This window comes from Vibrio lentus (assembly GCF_030409755.1).
In the GTDB taxonomy this organism is placed as follows: domain Bacteria; phylum Pseudomonadota; class Gammaproteobacteria; order Enterobacterales; family Vibrionaceae; genus Vibrio; species Vibrio lentus.
In genome coordinates this window covers 345,018-371,844 of record NZ_JAUFQE010000001.1, presented here as the reverse complement: position 1 = coordinate 371,844, position 26,827 = coordinate 345,018, and the positions used below count along the sequence as shown (strand labels likewise).

At 46.3% G+C, this 26,827-nt stretch carries 6 protein-coding genes; 4 read left to right on the top strand and 2 right to left on the bottom strand.

The window, feature by feature from the left end; all coding sequences use genetic code 11:
- Window position 1 precedes the first annotated feature (1 nt).
- From QWZ07_RS01510 to QWZ07_RS01495, 4 genes are all read left to right on the top strand, one after another.
- Window positions 2–1,552, top strand: coding sequence for a DHA2 family efflux MFS transporter permease subunit (locus QWZ07_RS01510; RefSeq protein WP_065112940.1), 1,551 nt, complete (start codon window positions 2–4; stop codon window positions 1,550–1,552).
- A gap of 291 nt (window positions 1,553–1,843) precedes the next feature.
- The gene (locus QWZ07_RS01505; RefSeq protein WP_065112939.1) at window positions 1,844–3,433 is read left to right on the top strand and encodes a response regulator; all 1,590 of its coding nucleotides are present in this window, start codon (window positions 1,844–1,846) and stop codon (window positions 3,431–3,433) included.
- Window positions 3,427–3,759, top strand: a complete 333-nt coding sequence (locus tag QWZ07_RS01500) for an Hpt domain-containing protein (protein WP_076670207.1) — start codon at window positions 3,427–3,429, stop codon at window positions 3,757–3,759. The genes QWZ07_RS01505 and QWZ07_RS01500 overlap by 7 nt, the downstream gene beginning before the upstream one ends.
- A 438-nt stretch (window positions 3,760–4,197) precedes the next feature.
- Entirely contained in the window at window positions 4,198–5,094 is an 897-nt protein-coding gene (locus tag QWZ07_RS01495) for a sigma-70 family RNA polymerase sigma factor (RefSeq protein ID WP_192852581.1), read from the top strand.
- 189 nt (window positions 5,095–5,283) lie between these two features.
- Here QWZ07_RS01495 and QWZ07_RS01490 read toward each other — a convergent pair whose 3' ends face one another.
- Window positions 5,284–5,637 (bottom strand): hypothetical protein, encoded by a 354-nt coding sequence (locus QWZ07_RS01490; RefSeq protein WP_192852580.1) that lies wholly within the window; start codon window positions 5,635–5,637, stop codon window positions 5,284–5,286.
- Between the two features lie 184 nt (window positions 5,638–5,821).
- Window positions 5,822–26,764 carry a tandem-95 repeat protein gene (locus QWZ07_RS01485; protein WP_192852579.1) on the bottom strand — a complete coding sequence of 6,981 codons (20,943 nt, stop codon included), beginning with the start codon at window positions 26,762–26,764 and terminating at the stop codon, window positions 5,822–5,824.
- Between the last annotated feature and the right edge of the window lie 63 nt (window positions 26,765–26,827).

The window sequence follows — 26,827 nt, the reverse complement described above, 5'->3', positions numbered from 1 at the left end:
CATGAGTAACGCTGGTGTTGTCACCCACACTAATGATGATGGCGAGGTTTCAAGACGTCATTGGATCGCCCTATTTGGCGGTTTGATTGGCGCGTTTATGGCGATTTTGGATATTCAGATCACCAACTCGTCTCTCAAAGATATTCAAGGTGCGCTATCTGCCACCTTAGATGAAAGCTCGTGGATTTCTACGTCTTATCTAGTCGCAGAGATGATTGCTATCCCACTCAGTGGTTGGCTTTCTAAAGCGCTTGGTAAACGTCGTTATATTACGTGGACGACGGCTATTTTCACCATTTCATCTTTGTTGTGTTCGTTCTCTTGGAACATGACCTCGATGATTGTATTCCGTGCGATGCAAGGTTTTAGTGGTGGTGCTTTAATCCCTCTTGCTTTCTCGTTAGTGATTCAGCTTTTGCCTGTCAACAAGCGTGCCGTGGGTATGGCATTGTTCGGCGTAACAGCGACGTTTGCTCCGTCTATTGGCCCAACGTTTGGTGGCTGGCTTACTGAGAACTTCTCGTGGCACTATATTTTCTACATCAATATTCCACCGGCTTTGCTCGTGATCACCATGATCCGATATGGCTTGGATGATGAGAAACTCGACCTTGGCACGCTGAAAAAAGCTGACTGGTTTGGTATCGCGACCATGGCGTTAGGGCTCGGTTGTTTGGAAGTGGTGCTAGAAGAAGGTAACCGTGAAGAGTGGTTCAGTTCGAGCTTCATCATAGGTTTGAGTATTGTGTCTGCAGTAAGTTTGGTTTACTTCGTGATAAACGAACTCCAACACAAAAAACCGCTGGTGAATTTGCGGCTATTGCGAGATGGGCAGTTTGCTATGTCTTGTATCGCTTATTTGATTCTAGGGATGGCGCTGCTCGGCTCTATTTATGTTTTGCCAATGTATCTCACTCAAATTCAGCAATATAACGCGATGGAGATTGGTGAAGTCTTGATGTGGATGGGTTTCCCACAGTTGTTGATATTCCCAATCGTCCCTAAGCTGACGCAAATCATTAAGCCTAAGTACTTGGTGACCTTTGGTTTCGCGATGTTTGGCTTCAGTTGTTACGTGAATACACATATGACGATTGATTTTGGTGGCCAACAGTTGATCTTGTCCATGGTTCTACGAGCTATCGGTAGCCCGTTTATTATGGTTCCCCTGTCTTTGGTTGCGATGAAAAACATCAGCAAAATGGACACACCTGACGCTTCGACCTTAACCAACGTAATGCGCAACCTAGGGGGTGCTTTTAGTATCGCGATTATTGCTACGTTGTTAGATAACAAAACGCGCGAGCATTTGGCTCATATCAAAGAGTCGCTGCCTTCAGTGAGCCAATTGGGTTGGCAAACGCTCAAAGATCAACAAGCGTTCTTTATCCAATCAGGAAGTGATGCCGCGACAGCAATGCAACAAGCGCAAGCGAGCTTACTTGGAACCATGCAACGTGACGCCGCTATCATGGCTTATAACGATGTGTTCTTAATGATGACGGCATTCTTAGCATTAGCTGCGGTATTAATCCTTAATATGCGAGATTAGACTTAGAAGCTCCTTTCAGGCTTCCATATCGACAACAAAGCCAAGAATAGAAAGTAAAACAATCGAGTGCAGAGTAAAGAGGCAAGCTTATTAGCTTGCCTCTTTTTGTTGGTAAAGCTGGTATCACCATGCAAAATACAGGTCAAAAAATAGCCATAGAACGAGTTTCATTGATGTTATCGAATACTCTTTAATTACCAATAGTTTATTGAGCGATTACATGTGATCTAGACACCTTGACAATGTGCAACCTGACACCTAAATTAAACATAACATTTGGTATTGAGGAAAATGGATTTGACCTTACCACCAGACCTACGGGTTTTGATTGTCGACGACTCTAAAAGTGCAACGATACTTATCAAGCAACAATTGGCGAGCCTTGGCATTGCGCGTGACTGCATTTTTATTGCAACCGATTATCGACAAGCCATTAAAGCGGTCGAGACGCACTCTTTTCACGTTCTCCTCATTGATTACCACTTAGAGCAATCTTTCACGGGTTTTGAATTATTGGGAATTCTGTATCGAAATCGACTTATCGACCACACAGTCGCGACGATTTTGCTCTCTGGTGACATGCGCCAAGAAACGGTATTAACCGCCCTTTCAGGCGAGGCTCATCATTTCATTTCTAAGCCGATTCATACTCAATCATTAGGTAAGAAAATCCAAAGTTCGGTGTTCGAGTCGCAGCAAATCGATCAACTAAATCGTCTCTACCCGATTAACACACCAGACTTACTTAAACAGGCGCTCAGCATCCCCAGTAACCAAGTGAATGTTCAGTTCGAAGCGACACTGATTGAACACTTAATTGCAGGTCAAAAGTGGGACTTGCTGTCGAATGTTATCACTAACTCGAAAACGAAAATGCACCCGACCAAGTTAGTGGCTGAGGCATTAATTTTAGACAGCTTAGGTAAGCCAAACCTGGCGATAGAGAAACTGCACAATTATCTGATTGTTCAGCCATTGTCATTGAACGTGATTGATTGCTTAAGCTGCATCTATGAAAAGCACAAGATGCTGTTACCTGCTCTCAAATTGGCGATTCGCGCATTTGAAATGACACCAAGCATCAGCCACAGAGCAATCAGAGCGATCGACTTAGCTGAAAACTCAGACAATACCCATATGCTAATTAAGCTTGGGGAAATGTATGCGACACACATTTCGTCCGCTGACATTGATCTTATTCATTCCATAGGTACGCATTACGACTCTCTGAAAGCGACCTATCAACGTGAAACTCAAACACAGAACAAACGGATGTTACTTGAGCACGCCAACCAATTTACTGAGCTGGTTAATTTAAAGCTGCCAGCAAAGCTACAACAACAAGTGTTAGCAAGCCTTGCTCTGTTTCAAAGCAGTATATTGCTGATAGAAAACAGCCCATCGGTTGCACATAAAAAAGTAATACGAGCAACCAAGCTTTTATCGAATCAATTTTTCAACCAACCCACTTCGCTGCTCGCTCAGCTGCTGCCTTTGCTCAGTCATTTTGGCGAATACTCTTTATACCACTTAGTCGCAGAATGCCTTAAATCGCGCGGCGAGCAGGTACAGGAGCAACTTGCGTCAAACACAGCCGACCCTTCGACCTGCATCAATATTGGAAATTCGGGGTCGATCCAAGAATTAAAAGATTACATTCACAATTACCCCTATTCAGTCGCCGCTAAACTTGACTATCTATATGCCGTCAATAACGCTCAAATAGAAGCAAACCTTAGCGACGAATACATAGAAGAATTGACACAACTAGAACTTCCACCCAGATGGAACCAGTGGGTCAGTGATTCATCAAGGTATGGTTTTTCCACTAAACCACCTAGTCCATTTTCAACAAGCAGCCGACAGGAGTCTATATGCTAGATTTTGATGCTTTAAATGCCTACTTAGATAATGACAGAGAAGTAATTTTCGCTGTGCTGTCTGTGTATCAAGAAGACCATGGCAATTCATTAGAAGAGATACAAGAACTGGTACAGCAGCAGGATTGGGGCAAGCTTCATTTTACGGTGCATACATTGAAAGGCATCTTAGCCAGCTTCGGCGAAGAAACGGCCACTGTGGCCTTAGAAAGAGTCGAGCAAAATACGCTTAATAAACTTGCGCCTCAAGATGATGATCTTTCGGTTATCTACAGCGAAGTAAAGATCATTAATCAGCAAATTGATGAAGTGCTTAGCACTTATTAATAAATTCACTGAGCTTGTTTGACAACAGATTTTCAAACGTTACGCAGTGACCAATACCAGCTGTACAGATTAAAGAGTTGGGGAACTTTGGCAACATTGAACCTCGACTCTTGCCATTTTCTCTTCATTACTCCCTGTCAATTACAGAGTCCAAATACACCTATAAATTCACCTCACTTATCTACATATAACGATGCATAACACGTGCTTTATAAACCCTGCATGTTCATGTTTTATCTGCAATAACGCCCCTCTCAATAAGATGCAACTTAGTTAAATATTTGTAGTTCTTTTTGTGACAGTAACACACGAAATTGCATTTTATTTATTGGTAAAGAAGAAACTGTTATCTACACTCTAATGAAACCAAGCGTTAATCACTTGGTGGCATAATAATAAAAAAATAAAACGTTCAGTCGGCTAAAAAAGGACAAGGAAATGAACAATGACAGTTTTGCTGCGTTTCAGGGGCTCACGAATGAAACTCCCATTAAAGAATCATTTTCTACTGCTACAGAACCTTATGCTCACTATCTAAAAGATATTGTGGGCATTGATCTGTTGTCGCGTGAAGATGAATTGTATTACGCAAAGTTGAATCGTGCGGGTGACAAACAAGCGCGCGACGTAATGATCGAATCGAACCTACGCCTCGTTGTAAAAATCGCAAAAAGTTATCTAAAACGCAAAGGCAACAACTTCACACTGCTCGACCTCATCGAAGAAGGGAATATTGGCTTGATCAAGGCCATCGATAAATACGACCCTGAACCTGGCTATCGTTTTTCGACTTATGCTGTGTGGTGGATTCGCGAAAATATTGAAGCGGCTTTAATGAACAAAGGTCGTACCGTTCGCTTACCTGCTCATTTGTGCAAAGAAATTAATAGCCTTGCATCAAAGAAGCTCGATGTAAGCAAAAAAATGCGCAAAGAAATCTCGATCTCAGAATTATCGAATAGCTCAGGTGTAAAAGCTGAACGTGTCGATCAACTGGTCGCATTAAGCGGGTTTATTGATGTAACAACAACGGTTGGTATTAGCCACGCGCCACTCGTACTTGAACAGTGCGAAAGTGAATGCATCCCCGACCCTCAACAAGATTGTGAAGACCAATCATTTACACATGCGCTAGAGCAGATCATAAACACACTGCCACCTAAATTGCAGAAGGTTCTTATTCACCGTTTTGGTTTCTTCGATAACAACGTGAAGACGCTATCCGAAGTGGGAGAAATGTTGGATGTGAACGTGTCTAATGAGCGAGTTAGACAGATGCAGAAAGAAGCGGTCGAGAGAATTCAAAAACGACTGAAATTTGATGGTTGGGTATAAGTCGCACCTGTATAGAATTAGGTGAAAATAGCGGTTAGTAAAAACTGTAACGTTAAGTAAAGAAAGAAAGAACCTTAAGGGTGAGCCTCAAAGCTTGCCCTTTTTGTTTGTCTACTTTCTTAGCAAACTTAAGTCCTCATAAACACTCAAAACAAGCAATCATGGTCAGCGAGCCCAGACTGCGTTTGATCACCTTAACGAAGTGGCTCTTTCGCTGCGTAGAATGAGATAATTGACATAGGTAGTTTCAAGGCAGTCTTGTTCCCACAACGACAAGATACGCTTAGTCGCAAAGTAATAGTCTTTGTTCCTCAATAACATGCCAACCGTGCGGCTGAGTTTCTCAAATCGAACTTGGTCACTTGCAGAAATATAATCGTCTTCACTTTGAATAATTGGAGCCAAACCATCGGCAAACCAATTATTTAGAATTTCTCGCATCTCCAATTCAGACTCAGGCACATCCACACTCGACAACTCACGATGTTGAGGTGGTGGCACGATGTATCTCGACGCTTGTGGCGAACTGACATATCGATACATGTCGTCCCTCCTTTTAATTAACTCTTCTAATAATTAAGGACATTTTTATCTGTTCTCAAGTTTATTTAGCGAGACAAAAACAAATAAAAAAGCCACGCAAAGGCGACTCTGCATGGCTTTAACGAGGGCAACATTACGCTGCCCTGCCTACTTGTCGTTTTAGACTAAAACTAAGCACTCTCGATTAAATCGAGCTTTGGTCGAAGTCGTTGCCTTGATCGGTTCCAGTTTGAGAATCTGAATCGAAGCTTCCAGAGTCGTCCGTGAAGTCAACACCTTGATCTTGACCACCAGAACTTGTCCAATCGCTACCCCCGGATTCCATACCCGCCATGTCTGGTTGCTGCTCTTGAGTAGAACCTTGCATGGTGTATTGATCATCGACTTCAACTTCCACAGAGCCGCTTGCACCGTCTATTGAGCTACCCAATTCGTCATAACCTTGGAATTGGATCTCGCTAGTACCTTCGTAACCCTCAGGAAGTTCAACCGATACAGACTGCTCTAAATTGCCGCTGATTGTGAAACTACCATCACCGTTATCCAATGCGTTACTCACAGTAGATCCCTCAGGTAAGCCAGACATTTCAGCATAATCAACCGATTCGTTACCACTCACCTCATCTGGAATCGAGATAGAGATAGTATCGCCCGGAGCCGCCGTTACATCAGCCACGCTGTCTTCGGTTTCTGTATCTTGAGCTTGGTCATCAGCTTGTTGTGCCACTTCCACTTGCTGATCTTCTGTTGCTTGAGCAGCTTGAACTTGTGGTTCATCACTTTGTACTGAATCATTGGCTACTTGGATACTTAAGCTATGGCTCGACACCTCACCACCATCGTTAACGTCGACATTCATCGCTAAGTTGCCGTCAAAGTCTTCGTTTGGCCAGTATGTCCATTCGCCTTCACCAGATTCAGCGAAGAAGCCTGCATCGTTCGCGTCTGCAACATCAACAACTTGTGCTGTATCGCTAACGCCCAACTCATCCACCAGCTGAGACTCTGTGATAGTTAGTGAACCATCATCCGCTAAGGCATAACCTTCACTCGCAGCTGCTTCATCGCCACCTTGGATATCCACGTTGAAGAAGCTTTCGATGCGGTTTTCGCCATCGGTCGCTATAAATCCAACTTGGACATCTCCGGTGTAATCTTCAGCAGGTGTGAATTGATAGTTACCTTGGTTATCGCTCTCTATCACGCCCTGACCTTCCATCAAGCTCACTGACTCAATGCTCAAGCTATCGCCCTCTGCATCACTCAGGTTCGCTAACATATCTTGATCAGTGAACGACAAGGTAGCGTCCGCTGCAATTTCAGTGGTTGTGATGCTGTTCACTTCTGGTGCTGCATTCTCTTGTGAATCGCCCTCTTTCACGACCACGCCAGTTTGCTCATCATGAAGCACGCCATCTTTATCGACCACGTAAGCAATGTCTGCTTCGCCAGTAAAGCCCGGTGCTGGTGTGAATGTCCAAGTGCCATCACCATTATCGACAATCTCACCTTGGCTGCGGTCTGCTAGATGAACCAGTTTCACTTCATCGTCGCTGTCTGCATCCACATTCTCAGCCAATCCGATTAGATCATCAGCGGTTAGGATAATGGAATCACCCGCCACGGTTTCGAAGTCACCAGAATCGATGCCATCTTCAAACGCTTCTGGTTCATCCCCGTAATCGACCGTTGTTGCACTTACGGTTACGAAGAACTCACCATGGAAGTCTTCAGGAGGCGTCATTTGAATGTTTGAAATATCCCAGTCGAACAGGTCGATGTATTGACCCGGCTCAGTGATCATCACGGTGTTCACACCATCGGTTACCTCGAATCCAACAGGGAAACCTGTCATCACCAAGTTACTTAGTGTTTCTGAATCATCGACTAGGCCAACATTCAATCCTAAGTGACCAGTTTCATCTTCACCGAACACTAATGGACCGTCATGGTCAGTTGAAATTACCGCGCCATCTGCGACAGGACGTACGTACACCGGAACATCGAGAACCGTTTCGAACTCACCGTCACTCACGACAACTTGTAGGTCAGAGACGCCTGCAAAGTCGCCTGTTGGTGTGAATGTCCAAGTACCATCACCGTTGTCTGTTACTTCACCACCATCTTCACCGTCTGCGGTAATAATGCGTGAAACAACAAGGTCTGCGGTATCAATGTCACCGAACAAGTTCATCAAGTCGCCAGCATCGAAGGTGAATGCGCCATCTTCGTTTGTGGTCATCATTGCGTTGCCGACGTTAAACGGTGCGTCGTTAACAGGAATGACATCCACATTCAGCGAACCATCGACCACTTCTTCACCGTCAGTTGCTTGATAACCGAGTTCTACTAAGCCATTGAAGTCTTGAGTAGTCACTAAGTGATACATGCCGTCTGGTTGCTGAGTTAAGGTTGCATTGGCTGGAGCACGAACTGTGATGCTCTCAATGCTGATCTCGTCGCCATCAAGGTCTGTGACTTGATCCGCGATGTAAGCTGGGTCAATCACCATGACCACATCTTCTTCGCCTTGCATCTCAATCATTGGTGCTTCAGGTGCATCGTTCACTGGCGTGACATCGATGTTACCGTCGACTGAGATTGTCTCTTGGCCATCGCTAACGTTAAACGTCATTGGCACATCGCCATTGAAGTTTTCGTTTGGCGTAAATGACCAAGTACCATCTTCGTTGTCTAGCAACTCACCCAAGCTAGGGTCTATTTGTAGACCAGAAGCCGACAACTCGTCTGCGGTGTTATCAATGTCGGTAGCTTGAGCTAACAACATGTCTTGTGTGATAAGAATGGTGCTGTCTTCGGCTGTGGTTAGTTTCACATCCTCAGATTCAGGTCCATCATTCACAGCCAGAACTTCAATACCCGCCGTTGTTGTTGCAGTCGCACCGTCATCGTCGGTTACAACCACATCTAGGCTGATATCACCGTTAAAGTTCTCACTCGGTGTGAAGGTCACAGAACCATCATCGTTTTGAACCAATTCGCCGTCAGAGCCTGTGTAAGTCACGCTTTCAAGCGACACCTCACCATCAACGTCTGAGCTGTTCGCAATCAACTGCTCAGGGCTAATGGTAATCGTGCCGTCTTCGTTCATTTGGTAAGAGGTAGAACCCGCCACTGGTGCATCATTCACATCCGTTACGGTCACATCAATATTGGCATCGACTGTCTCAGTGCCATCAAACACTGTGAAGCCAAGGTTTACATCGCCATTGAAGTTCTCGTTTGGAGCAAAGCTGTAAGTACCATCACCGTTATCAGTGAACACACCTTCTGCGCCCGTGTAAGACACGTCCGTAATAGACAGGTCATCTCCGTCGATGTCTGCAGCTCCTGCTAGTAGATCTGCATCCGTGAAGATTAGCGTTCCATCTTCCTCAACAGTGAAGCTTTGGTCAGCGGCTGTTGGTAAGTCATTAACAGGGTTAACCGTTAGGTCGACACCTGCTTGAACAGTTTCAAGGCCATCTGACACATCGAAGCTTAGGTCTATGTCGCCGTTGAAGTCAGCATCAGGAGTGATAGTAAATGAACCATCATCGTTCGCTGTTACAGTCGCATTGTCGCCTGCAGATAGGTTGCTTGCGGTCAGTGCATCACCATCAACATCGGATGCGTTAGCCAGCAACTGCTCTTGAGATAGCGTAATTGAACCGTCTTCATCAACCGAGTAAGCCACGTTTCCAGCCACTGGTGTGTCGTTAACTGCAATGACTTCAATACCAGCGGTGGTTTGAGCCGTTGCACCATCGTCATCAATAACTGTCACATCAAAGTTGATGTCGCCGTTAAAGTTTTCGTTTGGTGCGAACGTTACCGAACCATCTTCATTTTGAACCAAGATACCGTCTGCACCTGAGTAGCTCACGCTATCAAGCGACACTTCACCGTCCACATCGGAGCTATTAGCAATCAACTGCTCGGGGCTCAATGTGATGGTGCCATCTTCGTTCATTTGGTAAGACGTTGCGCCTGCCACTGGAGCATCATTAACGTCTGTTACCGTTACGTCAATATTTGCACCAACCGTCTCTGTACCGTCAGATACTGAGAAGTCCAGACTTACATCACCGTTGAAGTTCTCGTTTGGTGCAAAGGTGTAAGTACCATCGCCATTGTCGGTAAACACACCCTCTGCGCCAGTGTAAGAAACATCGGCAACTGAAAGCTCATCACCATCAATATCAGAAGCACCCGCTAGCAGTTGCTCGTCTGTAAAGGTAAGTGAACCGTCTTCTTCAATGGTGTAAGCGACATCTTCTACAACCGCGATGTCATTCACTGGATTCACAGTAAGCTCGGCCGTTGCAACAACCGTTTCAGTACCATCAGAAAGGTCGAAGCTAAGGTCAATATCGCCATTGAAATCGGCATCCGGTGTGATAGTAAATGAACCATCATCGTTTGCCGTAACCGTCGCGTTATCACCTGCGGTTAGGTTGGCAGCGGTAAGATCATCGCCGTCCACATCCGATGCTTGAGCAAGCAGTTGCTCTTGGCTTAGCGTGATTGAACCATCTTCATCCACTGAGTAAGCCAAATCGCCAGATACTGGAGCATCGTTAACCGCGATAACTTCAATACCCGCAGTGGTTTCAGCCGTTGCACCCTCTTCATCAGCAACGGTCACATCTAGACTGACATTACCATTGAAGTTTTCATTTGGTGCGAAGCTGTAAGTACCATCGCCATTGTCGGTGAAGATACCGTCAGCGCCAGAGTAGGAAACATCGCTAACGGATACATCACCCTCAATATCTGAGCTGTTTGCAAGAAGCTGTGCATCAGAAATAGTAATCACGCTATCTTCGTCAACACTGTAGGTCGTTGAACCTGCAACCGGTAGGTCATTGACGGCAATTACGTCGATACCAGCGGTTGTTTCAGCGGTTGCGCCATCTTCATCCATAACAGACACATCAAGGCTGATGTCACCGTTAAAGTTTTCGTTTGGCGAGAAGGTGTAAGTACCATCACCATTATCAGTGAACACACCATCTGTGCCGCTGTAGCTGACATCGCTAACAAACACTTCCCCTTCAACATCTGAGCTGTTCGCCAGAAGTTGCGCATCGCTTAGGGTAATGCTGCCATCTTCTTCAACACTGTAAGCGGTGGTTCCAGCAACCGGTACGTCATTAATTGGCACAACTTGAACATCAATATTCGCCGATACAACATCCGTACCGTCACTCACATCGTAAGTTAGGTCGACGCTGCCATTGAAGTTCTCATTTGGAGCGAAGGTATAAGTGCCATCGCCGTTATCCGTAAACACACCTTCGGTGCCTTCGTAGTTAACCGATTCAACAGAAAGGTCGTCGCCATCGATATCCGTTGCACCAGCGAGTAACTGCTCATCAGTGAAGGTTAATGAGCCATCTTCATTGATGATGTAGTCATGGTCGTAAATAACCGAAAGGTCATTAACTGCTGTTACGGTAACGTCAAGTTCCGCAGGTGTAACCCCTCCGTTGCCATCGTCCACGTTGTAGCTAATGGAGAATTCACCGTTGAAGTTCTCTTCCGGAGTAATGGTGTAAGTGCCGTCACCATTGTCAGTGATAAGAGCGTTCTCAATTGAAACATCTCCAACACTTGATTCGTTACCACCCGTCTCACCAGAATCATCACCTTCATCGCCGGTTAGCAATTCAGAGATATCAATGCTGTTTTCATTCGCAAGCGCTTCTTCTGCCGTTGGCAAATCAAACGCGTTTTGTGTACCGACATCTTGGCTTGGAACAATAACGCCGTTCACGATATCAAATACATGCCAGTGGTCACCCGATGGGTTTTCAGATAAGTCAGGACTAAAGGTTTCAACCAATGTATCGCCAACAAACACCTGAACCTGTACATCTTCAACACCATCCACATCCCAACTTCTGCTGGTGTAGTTGTGTACTGAATAGTGCATGTCAGCATCTTGATAATTTGGAATAGTGATGGTTTCAGGACCACCGCCATTCGTGTCATCCACATCTTGCTGAACGACATTACCTTCGCCCAAATCGTGGCTCATGTCGCGATAGTAAATATGGTCTAGCTCATTGCCATTTTCTGTATCGTAGAGCCATAGATGGTTGTCCATATCACGTGGGCTTTCACCCCATGTGACCACGATACGCATATCTGTTTCTTCAAGTACTTCAGATATTGCAGTTACGCCACCGTTGGTATCTTCACCAGCTGGAACTAGGAAACTGCTGGTAATAGAGCCGTCTTGTTCAATAGTAACGGTACCTTGGTCAACAACAGGACCGCTTACAGAGTAGTTACCGGATTGATCCGTCACCGCTGTGTAAGAGTGACCCGCGTTGTCGGTTAACGTCACATCCGCACCTGCGATTGGATTGCCAGTTTCAGCATCCAACACGGTACCGGTTACGGTTGTTTCATCACCCGGCTCTCCGATAATTGCGGTCATGTCATCGTCTTCGATGTCAGTCGCGAATTGTAGGAGTTCTTCTTGAGTAATGGTGTACGAACCATCCTCTTCAATGGTTATCGCCACATCAGCAGAAACAATTGGCGCGTCGTTAACTGGATCAACCGTCAAGCCTAAGTTAGCGGCAATTGGTGTGTCGCCATCGCTGATGCTGTAGGCAACATCGATGTAGCCATTGAAGTTCTCGCTTGGAGTGATTGAGAACGTGCCATCGCCATTATCGACAATTGTTGCATCGTCACCCACTAAGGTTAAGTCGGAAGCGACAAGCTCATCACCTTCAATATCCGCGGCATTCGCAAGTAACTGCTCCTGCGTGATAGTAATGGTGTTGTCTTCATCAACATTGGCATAAACATCGTCGTTAGTTGGCAGGTCATTAACAGGGTTAACCGTCAGATCGGCGTTCGCCACAATTGACTCAGTACCGTCCGAAATATCAAAGCTTAGGTCGATATCGCCATTGAAGTTAGCATCTGGCGTTACCGTAAAGGTGCCATCGCCATTATCAACAACGGATGCATTGTCGCCCGCGCTTAGGTTGCTTGCGGTCAGGTCATCGCCATCCACATCAGATGCTTGAGATAGCAACTGCTCTTGAGTCAGAGTAATAGAACCATCTTCATCAATGCTGTATGCCAAGTCACCCGATACTGGTGGATCGTTAATTGGAAGAACATCAATGCTTGCCGTCGTGGCCGTCGTTGCACCATCTTCATCGGTCACCACCACATCGAGGCTAACATCTCCGTCGAAGTTTGCGTTCGGCGCGAAGCTGAATGTTCCATCGCCATTGTCAGTAAAGATGCCGTCAGCGCCTGTGTAGTTCACGCTATCAATCGCCACTTCACCTTCAATATCAGAAGAGTTCGCCAACAGTTGCTCTGCACTGATGGTAATAACTTCGTCTTCATTCACTGAGTAGCTCGTAGAGCCAGCGATTGGTGGGTCGTTCACCTCAAGAACGGTAATTCCGGCAGTGGTCGCTTCTGTTGCTCCTTCTTCATCGGTAACAACAACCGCTAAGCTCACATCACCATTGAAGTTCTCGTTTGGCGAGAAGGTGTAAGTGCCATCACCGTTGTCTTCGAACACACCGTCACTACCAGTGTAAGTCACGCTATCAATCGAAACTTCACCTTCAATGTCTGAAGAGTTGGCTAATAGCTGTTCGTTACTGATCGTGATTGAGTTGTCTTCATGCACAGTGTAAGACGTACTACCCGCCACTGGTGGATCGTTCTCTGGTGTCACGCTGACATCAATGTTGGCCTGAACGGTATCCGTGCCATCTGACACATCAAAGTTGAAGTTCACATCACCATTGAAGTTCTCGTTTGGCGCAAAGCTGTAGCTTCCGTCGCCATTATCAGTAAGAACGCCATCAGCACCCGTGTATGTCACACCTTCTACCGTCAGGTCATCACCTTCAACATCCGTTGCACCTGTTAACAGGTCAGCGTCAGTGAAGTTAAGAACCCCATCTTCACCAATAGTGAATGCTTGGTCTTGTGGCTCTGGCGCATCATTGACTGGTGTTACCGTCAAGTCTAGGCCAGCAGCGACCATCTCTTCCCCATCGGTGACATCGTAACTAAATTCGATATTACCGTTGAAGTTTTCACTCGGAGTAATGGTGAAGCTGCCATCGTCGTTCATTTCAACGGTCGCATTTTCGTCATTAGTGGTTAGGTTGATTGCGGATAGATCATCACCATCAATGTCGACAGCGTGCTCTAGCAACTGCTCTTGAGTTAGCGTGATACTGTTGTCTTCGGCCGTAACGGCACTGATGTCACCATCAACTTCTGGAGCATCATTCGCTGGCGAGATGTGAATCGTCACATCTTGTGTTGCCGTTGCGGTTGTTCCTGTATCAACATCCGTTGATGTCGCATTGACCGTTAGTACCACATCACCATTGAAATCACCTGAAGGGATAAACTCAAGTCCTGCAAGTTCTTCTGGCTGTAGAGACCACGTGCCATCGCCGTTGTCGGTACCTGCAGAAAGCGAACTTCCCTCTGGTACATCTTCAATCAAGATAGCGAGATTTTCTGAACCATCGGTATCGGTTAACGCCGCATCAATATCCAGTGGTACTGGCGTATCTTCGGTACCAATAATTTGGTAATCCGCATCAGACACTGTGATTTCAATGTTATCGATGCCAAACGACTCATCACTCACACCTTGGTTCAAGGTTGAACCGAAGCCTAACTCAAGTTGGCCATCTTCAACTGGTACCGTTAGGTTGATTTGGTGTGCTTGGTCGTTCCAACCACTGAAGCCTTCACCTTGCGACACGCCGTGAACGACTTCACCCACTTCATTGCCAGCGGAATCGTACAACGTTGTCGTGCCATCTTGAGTTTGGAACGCCGAGTTGTCTAACGAAGTAAGCTCTTCGCCGCCGACAAAGATTTGGAATGACTCACCATCCCAAGAGTCAATTTCATAGAAGCTAAACGAAATATTAACTTCGCTCACATCACTTGGAATGTCGTAAGTTTTGCTGACTGCTTCATCGCCACCAGTGCCACCAATACGACCTAGCATGTCTCCTGATTCGAAACCTTGTGAGCTTTCAGTGCCTGTATTCCAGCCGTTTGAGCCAGACTCGAAGTTGTCTGAAGCAATCACCAAGTCAGATGCAATCGACAGCTCTGGCATATCAACCACAGATTGAACATCAATCGTCGCTTCTGCTGGTACTATCGCTGTGCCGTCATTCACATCGAAGGTCACATTTACATTGCCATCGAAGTTTTCATTCGGAGCAAATGTGTAAGTACCGTCGCCGTTATCAACCAGTGAACCACTGTCAGAAGCGACATTTTCAACCGATAAGTTATCGCCATCAATATCGCCTGCATTTTGCAGCAGTTGCTCTTCTGTGAAGGTAAAGCTCGTGTCTTCTTGAGTCACAAACTGTGGCTCACCGACTGTTGGCAAGTCATTGACAGGGTTAACGGTAAGATCAGCCGTTGCTTGAAGCGTCGCATCACCATCGGTAATGTCGAAGTTCAAATCAATGTCGCCATTGAAGTTCGCATCTGGTGTGATAGTAAAGCTACCGTCATCGTTTGCAGTGACGGTCGCATCACCACCAACGGTTAGGTTAGCCGCTGTTAAGTCATCGCCGTCAACATCGCTCGCTTGAGCAAGTAATTGCTCTTGGCTCAAGGTAATTGAACCATCTTCGTCCACACTGTACGCCAAGTCGCCCGATACCGGAACATCGTTAACAGGCAGAACATCAATGCTTGCAGTGGTAGTTGCGGTCGCACCGTCTTCATCGGTCACTACTACGTCTAGACTTACGTCACCGTCGAAGTTTGCGTTTGGTGCGAAGCTGAATGTGCCATCACCATTGTCAGTAAATATGCCGTCAGCGCCTGTGTAGTTAACGCTATCAATCGCCACTTCACCTTCGATATCAGAAGCATTCGCCAACAGTTGCTCTGAACTTATGGTGATAACTTCGTCTTCGTTCACTGAGTAGCTGGTTGAACCTGCGATTGGCGGATCGTTCACCTCAAGTACAGTAATACCCGCGGTTGTCGCTTCTGTTGCACCCTCTTCATCGGTAACAACAACATCTAGGCTCACATCACCATTGAAGTTTTCGTTTGGTAAGAAGGTGTAAGTACCATCGCCATTGTCTTCAAAGACACCGTCTGTGCCAGAGTAAGTCACGCTATCAACGGCAACATCACCTTCAATATCCGAAGAGTTAGCTAGAAGCTGCTCATCGCTGATGGTAATTGAGTTGTCTTCATGAACGGTGTAAGACGTGCTGCCTGCAACAGGCGGATCGTTCTCTGGTGTCACGCTGACATCAATGTTGGCCTGAACGGTATCCGTGCCATCTGACACATCAAAACTGAAGTTCACATCACCATTGAAGTTCTCGTTTGGCGCAAAGCTGTAGCTTCCGTCGCCATTGTCAGTAAGAACACCGTCGGCACCGATGTATGTAACGCCTTCAACCGATAGGTCATCCCCATCGATATCGGTAGCACCTGTTAGCAAGTCTTCATCTGTGAAGTTCAAGATGCCGTCTTCGCCAATGCTGAACGTTTGATCTTGTGGTTGTGGAAGGTCATTAACTGGATTGACGGTGAGGTCAGCCGTCGCAACCAGCGTGTCGGTACCGTCGCTAATGTCGAACGTTAGGTCAATGTCGCCATTGAAGTTCGCATCTGGCGTAATGGTAAAGCTACCATCATCGTTAGCAACAACTGTCGCGTCTCCATCAACCATTAAGTTAGAAGCAGTAAGGTCGTCTCCGTCTATATCGCTAGCTTGAGAAAGAAGTTGCTCTTGGCTCAAGGTAATTGAACCGTCTTCCTCTACGCTGTATGCCAAGTCTCCTGATACTGGAACATCATTGATTGGTAAGACATCAACCGTAATATGAGTGTCAACTTGAGCCCCGTCTTCATCTTGAATGGTCACATCCAACTGCACTTGGCCGTTGAAGTTTTCATTCGGTGCAAAGCTACATGTGCCGTCACCATTGATTGAGAAGATTCCGTCTGGGCCGTCGTAGTTGATCTCAACAAGTTGTACGTCACCTTCAATATCAGAGGCGTTCAGCAGAACTTGAGACTCATTAAAGGTCAGTACCGAGTCTTCATCGATAGTGTAAGACGTTGGGCCAGCAACTGGCGGATCGTTCACTTCTAGAACCGTAATGCCCGCAGTCGTCGATACGGCTGCATCGTCTTCATCCACAACAACCACATCAAGGCTAACTTCGCCATTGAAGTTCTCGTTTGGAGAGAAGGTGTATGTGCCGTTACCGTTGATTTCAAGCACACCATCATTGCCGCTGTAAGTCACGCTATCAATCGCCACTTCCCCTTCAATATCTGAAGAGTTCGCTAGCAATTGTTCGTTACTGATCGTAATGGAGTTATCTTCATGAACCGTGTAAGACGTGCTACCCGCCACTGGAGGATCATTCTCTGGCGTCACGCTGACATCAATGTTAGCGGTTACCGTATCGGTACCATCTGATACATTGAACGAGAAGTTCACATCGCCATTGAAGTTTTCGTTTGGCGCGAAGCTGTATGTACCATCGCCATTATCGGTTAGAACACCATCTGCGCCAGTGTAAGTCACACCTTCAACGCTTAGGTCGTCCCCTTCAATGTCCGTCGCACCTGTTAATAGGTCTTGGTCTGTGAAGGTTAATACACCATCTTCATTGACTGTAAATGCTTGGTCTTGTGCTTCTGGACCATCGTTCACTGGTGAAACGGTTAGCTCTAGATTGGTAGAGACAACATCATCACCATCCGATACATCGAAGGTGAAATTAACGTCACCGTTGAAGTCAGCGTCTGGCGTTAATGTGTAAGTACCATCACCGTTATCTGTGATAGTTACACTGTCGTCATCAGTCGCTAAGTTAAGCGCTGTTAGTTGGTCGCCATCGAGATCGCGAGCATTAGCTAACAAGTCTTCTTGCGTAATGATGATAGAACCATCTTCTTCCACTGTTGCTGCAACAGGAAGTGCTTCAGGTGCATGCTCAATGTGTGCGCCTGTCGCGTTAATGTAAATGGTTTGGGAAACCGTTTCAGAATCATCATTCGATAGCTCTGTTGCGGTTGCGGTTACATGAACTTCAAGCTGCTCATTGAAGTCTTCTGGTAACTGGATTTGTAGTGAGTTTTCGATAGCCGTTGTCGGTAAGTTCACCGTACCATCAGGGCCAACCGTCACTTCACCACTGTAGATTTGGCTGTTCACTTCACCGACATCGATTGTGAAATTGAAGTCTGAATAGTCAGCATCACCGCCGCCATACAAATCTTCAAATCCGTAAACGAGCTCGCCATCTTCATTAACCGTCGTGCGAGTATGCTCGATACCATCTTGGTTTAGCTGAGAGCTTGAACCACCATGGAAGATCGCGTCGCCATTCTGCCCTTGAACTACGGTTTCAGTGCCATCGGCAGCAACAAATACAAGTTGAGGATCAACCGTATCCATGTTTGCAGGCGATCCATCCGCTGCGCGGAACTCGTACTGACCTTCCTGCATCGCGTCAAAGTCATTGTGCTGATGTCCGTTTGGAATCAAGAACAGATTGAAACTTTCACCTTCTTCAACTTGGAAGCTGAACTGGTCTTGTCCTGGAACAAGGTCACCACCGCCACCAACTTGTGATGCATTTTCATAGACAACTTCAACACCCGTGATATTTCCATCTTCGTCAACTTTGTAGTAACCCGCTGCGTTTTGGTAACCCGCGGTTTCACCTTCAAACGTTACTGTAATTTCAGTGTCGTTGTAACTGGTGATACCGTTCTCTTGGTCATTCAGAACGCCTTCGTTATCGTATTGAATAACCGAACCTTCTGGCACACCATCTACGGTTACCGTCAGTGTTTCAGACAAGTCTTGATCGACAAGCGCCGCTGCAATGTTCAGTTCAACAATGCCGCCTGGCTCAACCAAAATTGCTTCATCATCAACGTTAACACCGTCGCCATCGGTTATCACAAGATCCGGTGCATCCGCGACCGCTTCAATATGAACGCTAAGGTCTTGTTCTACCTCATCAGTTCCGTCGGTAACCGTAAAGCTGAACTGCAGGTCACCACTAAAGTGTTCTTCAGGAACGAAGCTAAACGTGCCGTCACCATTGTCGGTGACAGTACCTTCATCACCAGAGTAATTGATGCTGGTAACGCTAAGGTCATCGCCATCAATATCAATCGCACCGCTCAATAGATCTTCTTGAGTGAACAGGATGCTGCCATCCTCTTCGATGTGGTACATGCCTGGGGCAACAATTGGAATGTCATTCACCGGATTCACGGTCAATGTCATGTCATTGGCGGTACTGAGTTCACCATCACTCACTTCATACGTGAATGCGATATCACCATTGAAGTTTTCCGAAGGTGTCACTGTGTAAGTACCATCGCCATTGTCTACGATACTTGCATTCGGATCGTTGGTTTCTAGCGCGCTCGCAAACAGCTCATCGCCATCTTGGTCACTCGCGTTCTCCAGCAACATCGCTTGTGTAACGAGAATTGAACCGTCTTCGTCGACATCCGCAACCATTGGTGTTGCTTCTGGCGCATCATTAACGAACTCAACTTTTAGGTCGATGTTTGCAGCCACCACGTCGGTGCCGTCACTCACATCAAACGTTAAGTCAACATTGCCGAAGAAGCCCTGCTCTGGCGTTAATGTGTATGTGCCATCACCATTGTCTGTCACATCTACCGTATCACTCGCACTTGTCACGTTCAGTACAGAAAGCTCATCACCTTCAACATCTGTCGCTTGTGCTAATAGTTCAGCTTCTGTAATCGTAATGGCTTGACCGTCTTCCGTAGTGAAAGACATGTCCGGCACATCTGGTGCATCATTGATTGGGTTTACGGTTAGATTGAGGTCCGCCGCAACAGTTTCGATCGCATCTGTCACATCGTAAGTAAATTCAATTTCACCAAAGAAGTCTGCGCTTGGTGTGATAGTGAAACTACCGTCTGGGTTTTCTACAACAACCGCATTTGGATCGTTGGTCGCAAAGTTAACCGCTTCAAGGTTATCGCCATCGACATCCGTTGCATTCGCTAACAGATCCTCTTGAGTGATAGTGATTGAACCATCTTCATCAACAGCGGCTTCAATTGGACCGCTAACTTCAGGGCCTTCGTTGACAATTTCAACGTCTACTCTTGCAGTACTTGGTGCGCTTGCTTGACCATCACTGATATCGAAGGTCAGGTTCACTTCACCGTAGAAGTCCTCTGCAGGTTCGAAGGTAAAGGTATTATCACCATTATCCGTTAACGTACCTTGTGTTTGGTCTGCAAGTAATAGGTTTTCGACATGAAGAATGTCACCATCAACATCGGTCGCGCCAGACAATAGGTCTTTCGCTTCGATGATCATAGAGCCATTTTCAAGCATTTGGGTGTGCAATGGTTCGCCAGGAACTGGCACATCATTGACTGGTACAACGGTCAGATCTAGATGGGTTGCAACTTCATCGGTGCCATCGAATACCTTGTAATCAATGTCGATTTCACCGTTGAAGTTTTCATTCGGCATGAAGGTAAATGTACCATCACCATTGTCGATTAAATCACCGTCATCACCGCCGTAAGTGATGTCAGAAATAGACAGCGCATCACCCTCTACATCTGTAGTGTTCGCCAGTAAATCATCAGCACTGAACGTAATACCTTGGTCTTCGTCTGTCGATAGAACCATTGGACCAGAAACGATTGGCGCATCATTCACCGACTCAAAGTTGATGTTAATGATGTTGTCATCAGTCAGTTCACCATCAGAAACTTGGTAACCCAGCTCAATTTCACCGTAGAAGTTTTCATCTGGTGTCACCGTCCAAGTACCATCACCGTTGTCAGTCAGTGTTGCATGCTCTGAGTTTTCACCCACCAGCTCAAGATTTTGAATATCAAGATCATCGCCATCGATATCTGATGCTTGTGCCAGTAACTGTTCTTCTGTAATCACAACAGAAGCAAATTGAGCAGAACCTTCAGTATCGATAGTGATATTAGGAAGATCAGCCGTTAGTTCAATTTCGTTGTCACCCGCATGGATGTTCAACTCAACAGTTTCGGTGATTTCTGAACCATCTACACCAATCGATGTGAACACGGCTTCATCATGACAAGTTTGTGACACTGTCATGTTTTGCACAACGTAAGTACCATTACCTTGCACTGTACCCAGTTCAAAGTAAGACACAGGTTGGTCAACGGTTAGCGTGTAGTCTGTCTCGAAAGTACCACGGTCTTCTTTGTGGTAAGTCATCGAGTCAATCATGTCACCGTCTTCATTGAAGGCGCGAATTTCGACTTCAGTAAAGTGGCGCGACTCTTCCATGAACCAGCCACCCAAACCATCTAGGTGGAAACTGATTTCATTGATGTCTTGACCTTCAACCGAGATAGTCAGTTTTTCATCACCACTCAAGCCTTGACGGTCAGTGTCACCGATACCATGACCAATGTGCGTATTACCATTCCACGCACCAAGCGGATCATCGTTACTTTGAACCGTAACCGTTAAGTCACCATCTGAGAACTCACGAGTGTATGGGTCAACTTCGGTGCCCCAGTCATCAACGCTCGCGTTATCATCGAAGGTACCAATTTGCGTGGTATGTGTACCTTCAGCTAAAGCGTCTTCACTTGGTACAAAGCGCACTTCTGTGTCGGCTGGTACTTCTTGTCCAACTTCGACTACTACCCATTCATTATCAAGATTTGCTTCGATGATGCCGTTTTCTGGCGCTTGATCCAGACGTAGTGCTGGCTCTTCACGAAGCGTCACACCAACCGTTTGGTCTTCTTGCGCTTGAATGAAGATCTCTTCGCCTGCTTCTGGCGCATCATTAACTGGATTAACGGTTAGATCGAGTGTGGTCAGAACTTCGTTGTCACCATCACTGATGCTGTATGTGAAGTCCAACTCACCATTGAAGTTCTCTGTATGCGTGATAGTGAATGAACCATCGTCATTCGCAACAATTGTCGCGTCAGGGTCGTTGGTTTGAAGGTTAGATGCCGTTAACTCATCACCCTCAACGTCAGTAGCATTCGCAAGCAGCTGTTCTTGAGTAATAGTGATTGAATTATCTTCGTCGACTTCGGCTTCAATACCGGACGTTTCAGGGCCGTCATTGACAGCAATGACATCAATGCCCGCTGTCGTTGTCGCCGTTGCACCGTCTTCGTCAACGACAACAACATCTAGTGATATGTCACCGTCGAAGTTTTCATTTGGTGTAAAGGTGTATGTGCCGTTACCGTTATCAACGAATGAACCGTCGTCACCAGTGTAGCTAACACTTGATAGAGCAACATCACCTTCTACATCTGAAGAGTTAGCTAATAACTGTTCATCACTGATCGTGATTTGGCCATCTTCTTGAACTGTATAAGCTGTCGAGCCCGCTACAGGAGGATCGTTCTCCGGCGTTACACTTACATCAATATGGGCGGCTGTTGAACCCGTGCCATCAGAAACATCAAATGAGAATTGAACATCACCATTGAAGTTCTCGTTTGGTGCAAAGCTGTAAGTACCGTCACCATTATCACTAAGAACACCATCAGCGCCCGTGTAGATCACGTTTTCAATCGACAGCTCATCACCATCAATATCTGACGCACCAGCAAGTAGGTCAGCATCGGTGAAGAGTAACGTACCGTCTTCTTCAATCGTGAACTGTTGATCTTGCGCTTGTGGCAAGTCATTCAACGGGTTCACTGTGATATCAAGACCAACTTGAACCTCACCACCATCGTTATCGATGATATCGAAGCTCAGGTCTAGGTCGCCGTTGTAATCAGCGTCTGGTGTAATGGTGTAGCTACCATCCTCGTTTTGTTGGATGGTCGCGTTCTCATCGGTCGAAAGGTTAATAGCTTCTAGATTTTCGCTATCAATATCACCAGCTCGCGCCAGTAACTGCTCTTGGCTTAGTGTGATTGAGCTGTCTTCGTTGATGGTGTAAGCCAAATCGCCCGATACTGGTGGATCGTTAATTGGCAGTACATCAACATTAATCTGTGTCTCTACCGTCGCACCATCTTCATCTTGAATGGTCACACCCAATTGAACCTGACCATTGAAGTTTTCGTTTGGTGCAAAGCTACATGTACCATCACCATTTACAGTGAAGATACCGTCTTCCCCATCGTAATTGATGCCGACTAGTTCTACATCACCTTCAACATCAGAGGCATTCACTAGAATCTGAGATTCGCTGAACGTCAGTACCGAATCTTCGTCAATGGTGTATGACGTTGGACCTGCAACTGGTGGATCATTGACTTCTAGAACGGTAATGCCCGCGGTGGTCTCATCGATCGAACCGTCTTCATCAGCAACAATAACGTCAAGGCTGATATCGCCACTGAAGTTTTCATTAGGAAGGAAGGTATAACTGCCGTCACCATTATCTTGGAACACACCATCGGTGCCACTGTAGGTCACGCTATCAACCGATACCGCACCTTCAACGTCAGAGGAGTTTGCTAACAATTGCTCATCAGAAATTGTGATGGCGTTGTCTTCGTTGACCATGTATGAGGTTGAACCCGCAACTGGCGGATCGTTCTCAGGTGTCACACTCACATCAATGTTAGCACTGACCGTTTCTGTGCCATCAGACACATCGAAACTGAAGTTCACATCGCCATTGAAGTTTTCGTTTGGTGCAAAGGTATAAGTACCATCACCATGGTCTGTTAATACACCGTCACCGCCTGTGTAGCTGACGCCTTCTACGGTGAGGTCATCGCCATCGATATCGGTGGCACCAGTAAGCAGATCAGCGTCGGTGAATTGCAGCGTACCGTCTTCTTCAATGCTGAATTGTTGGTCTTGAGGAACCGGCAAGTCATTGACTGGATTAACCGTAAGATCGGCGGTTGCTTGAACCGTGTCAGTACCATCCGTGATGTTGAATTGGATATCAACGTCACCATTAAAGTTCGCATCAGGAAAAATGGTAAAGCTACCATCATCATTAGCGGTTACCGTTGCGTTACCATCAACCGTTAAGTCGCTCGCGGTCAGGTCTTCGCCTTCAACATCGGATGCTTGAGACAACAGTTGCTCTTGGCTCAATGTGATTGAACCGTCTTCGTTAACGTTGTAAGCCAAATCACCCGATACTGGTGCATCGTTAATTGGCAGAACATCCACGTTAATGACCGTATCAACTTCTGCACCATCTTCATCACGAATAGTCACATCAAGTTGAACTTGGCCATTAAAGTTCTCGTTCGGAGCGAAGCTGCAAGTGCCGTCACCATTTACCGAGAAGATACCGTCAGGGCCGTTGTAATTAATACCAACAAGCTCAACATCCCCTTCTACATCAGAAGCATTCAGTAGCACTTGTGACTCACTGAAGGTCAGTACTGAGTCCTCATCAATGGTGTAAGACGTTGGGCCTGCGACTGGCGGATCGTTCACTTCAAGTACGGTGATACCCGCAGTTGTCGCATCGGTTGCACCTTCTTCATCGGCAACCACGACATCTAGAGCAATTTCACCATTGAAGTTCTCGTTTGGCGAGAAGGTGTAAGTACCGTTACCGTTGATTTCAAGGACACCATCACTACCCGAGTAAGTCACGCTGTCTATCGATACATCACCTTCAATATCTGAAGATGTTGCCAATAGTTGTGCATCAGAAATGGTAATCGAATTGTCTTCATTAACAGTGTAAGACGTAGAGCCAGCAACTGGCGGATCGTTCTCTGGAGTCACGCTAACATCAATGTTTGCAGACACCGTGTCGGTTCCGTCTGAAACATCGAAACTAAAGTTCACGTCGCCATTGAAGTTTTCATTTGGCGCAAAGCTGTATGAGCCGTCACCATGGTCTGTCAGTACCCCATCAGTTCCTTCATAACTGATGTCTTCAACCGTTAAATCATCACCTTCAATATCGTTTGCACCAGTTAGCAGATCTGCATCAGTAAACTGCAGCGTACCGTCTTCTTCAATGCTGAACTGTTGATCTTGGGGAACTGGCAGGTCATTGATTGGGTTAACGGTTAAATCGGCTGAAGCTTGAACCGTGTTAGTACCATCTGAAATATCAAAGCTGATATCGATATCGCCATTGAAGTTCTCATCTGGCGTGATGGTAAAGCTACCATCGTCGTTTTGAGTAACTGTCGCATCACCACCAACCGTTAGGCCACTAGCAGTTAGGTCATCGCCTTCTACATCTGATGCTTGAGACAGTAATTGCTCTTGGCTTAAACGAATCGAGCCGTCTTCATCGACTGAGTAAGCAAGGTCGCCAGATACTGGTGCATCATCGACTGCTGTTACGCTTACATCAATGTTTGCAGCAACCGTGTCTGTACCGTCTGATACATCGAAGCTGAAGTTTACGTCACCATTGAAGTTCTCGTTTGGCGCAAAGGTGTACGTGCCATTACCGTTGTCGGTAAGAATACCGTCGCCGCCATCGTAGGTCACACCTTCAACCGTAAGGTTATCACCTTCAATATCGGTTGCACCCGTTAGGAGGTCTGCATCCGTGAACACAAGTGTGCCGTCTTCTTCAACACTGAACTGTTGATCTTGAGGAACTGGCAAGTCATTGATTGGATTAACGGTTAAATCTGCAGAAGCTTGAACCGTGTTAGTGCCATCTGAGATATCAAAGCTGATATCGATGTCGCCATTGAAGTTCTCATCCGGCGTGATGGTAAAGCTGCCATCGTCGTTTTGAGTAACTGTCGCATCGCCACCCACCGTTAGGCCACTAGCAGTTAGGTCATCGCCTTCTACGTCTGATGCTTGAGACAGTAATTGCTCTTGGCTTAAACGAATCGAGCCGTCTTCGTCGACTGAGTACGCAAGGTCGCCTGATACTGGCGCATCATCGACTGCTGTTACGCTTACATCGATGTTTGCCGCTACCGTATCGGTACCGTCTGATACATCGAAGCTGAAGTTTACGTCACCATTGAAGTTCTCGTTTGGCGCAAAGGTGTACGTGCCATTACCGTTATCAGTAAGAATGCCATCGCCGCCATCGTAGGTAACGCCTTCTACAGTCAGGTTGTCACCTTCAATATCGGTTGCACCCGTTAGGAGGTCTGCATCCGTGAAAACAAGTGTGCCGTCTTCTTCTATTTCAAACGTTTTATCTTCTGGTACAGGTGCGTCATTAATAGGACGAACCGTTAAATCAATTGCGCTACTTATGGTTTCTTGGCCGTCACTGATATCGAAAGTTAGGTCTAGCTCGCCATTAAAGTCAGCGGAAGGTACGACTGTGAACGTACCGTCACCATTATCTTGAACCGTTGCATCTGCGCCGACTTGAACGTTTGATGCAACAAGCTCATCACCATCAACATCACTTGCGTATTCGAGTAATTGTTCTTGAGTAAATGTTATGGAGCCATCTTCATCCATGATGTAAGCCAGATCTTGTTCAGCTTCCGGAGCATCATTTTCACTTTCTACTTTGATTTTGAACGTTTCACTTGTTGTCTCAGAGTCAAAGTCGTCTTCTACTTCACTGATGGTCTCTTCGTCAGAAGCTTGAACATCAACGGCGAATGTCTCTTCTACCGTCTGTGAATCTAAATCATCGTCTACTTGTTGGTTATCCGATTCAGAAGACGAAGAATTCGATTCAGCAGCAGTTCTCGCTGCCTCACCTTGTTCGTTATTACCCTCAGCGTTTGAAGAACCGCCCGAACCCGCAGCATTTTCGCCACCGACAGATTGAGCGCCCGCGCCAGAATTACTGGCACCACCGCCAGCACCTTCTCCGCCACCAGAGGCAACACTGTCGACTACATTCGATTGTTCAGCGTCTGAACCTTCACTGCTTTCTGGAGAGTCTTCTTGTACCGCTCCGCCAGAAGCCGAAGCTTCTTCTGTATTACCAGCACCACTTGGATTGTCTTCCAACGCTTGGTTCACTTCGTCTGCCGCGTCGGTATTTTCAGCACCCGTCGCTACCGTCGACGCAATCGTGTTCTGTTGATTTTGTTGATTCTGCTGTTGGGAGGGCGTACCCGCGTCGTTCGTGTCCGTCTGTTCTACCGCGTCATTGAGATCTTCATTTTGGTTGTTTTGGTTATTTTCGCCTGCCATTACAGCCTCCGTTGCTACTAGCTAACTGATCGTATTTAGAGGCATTAAAGGACACCATTTTGG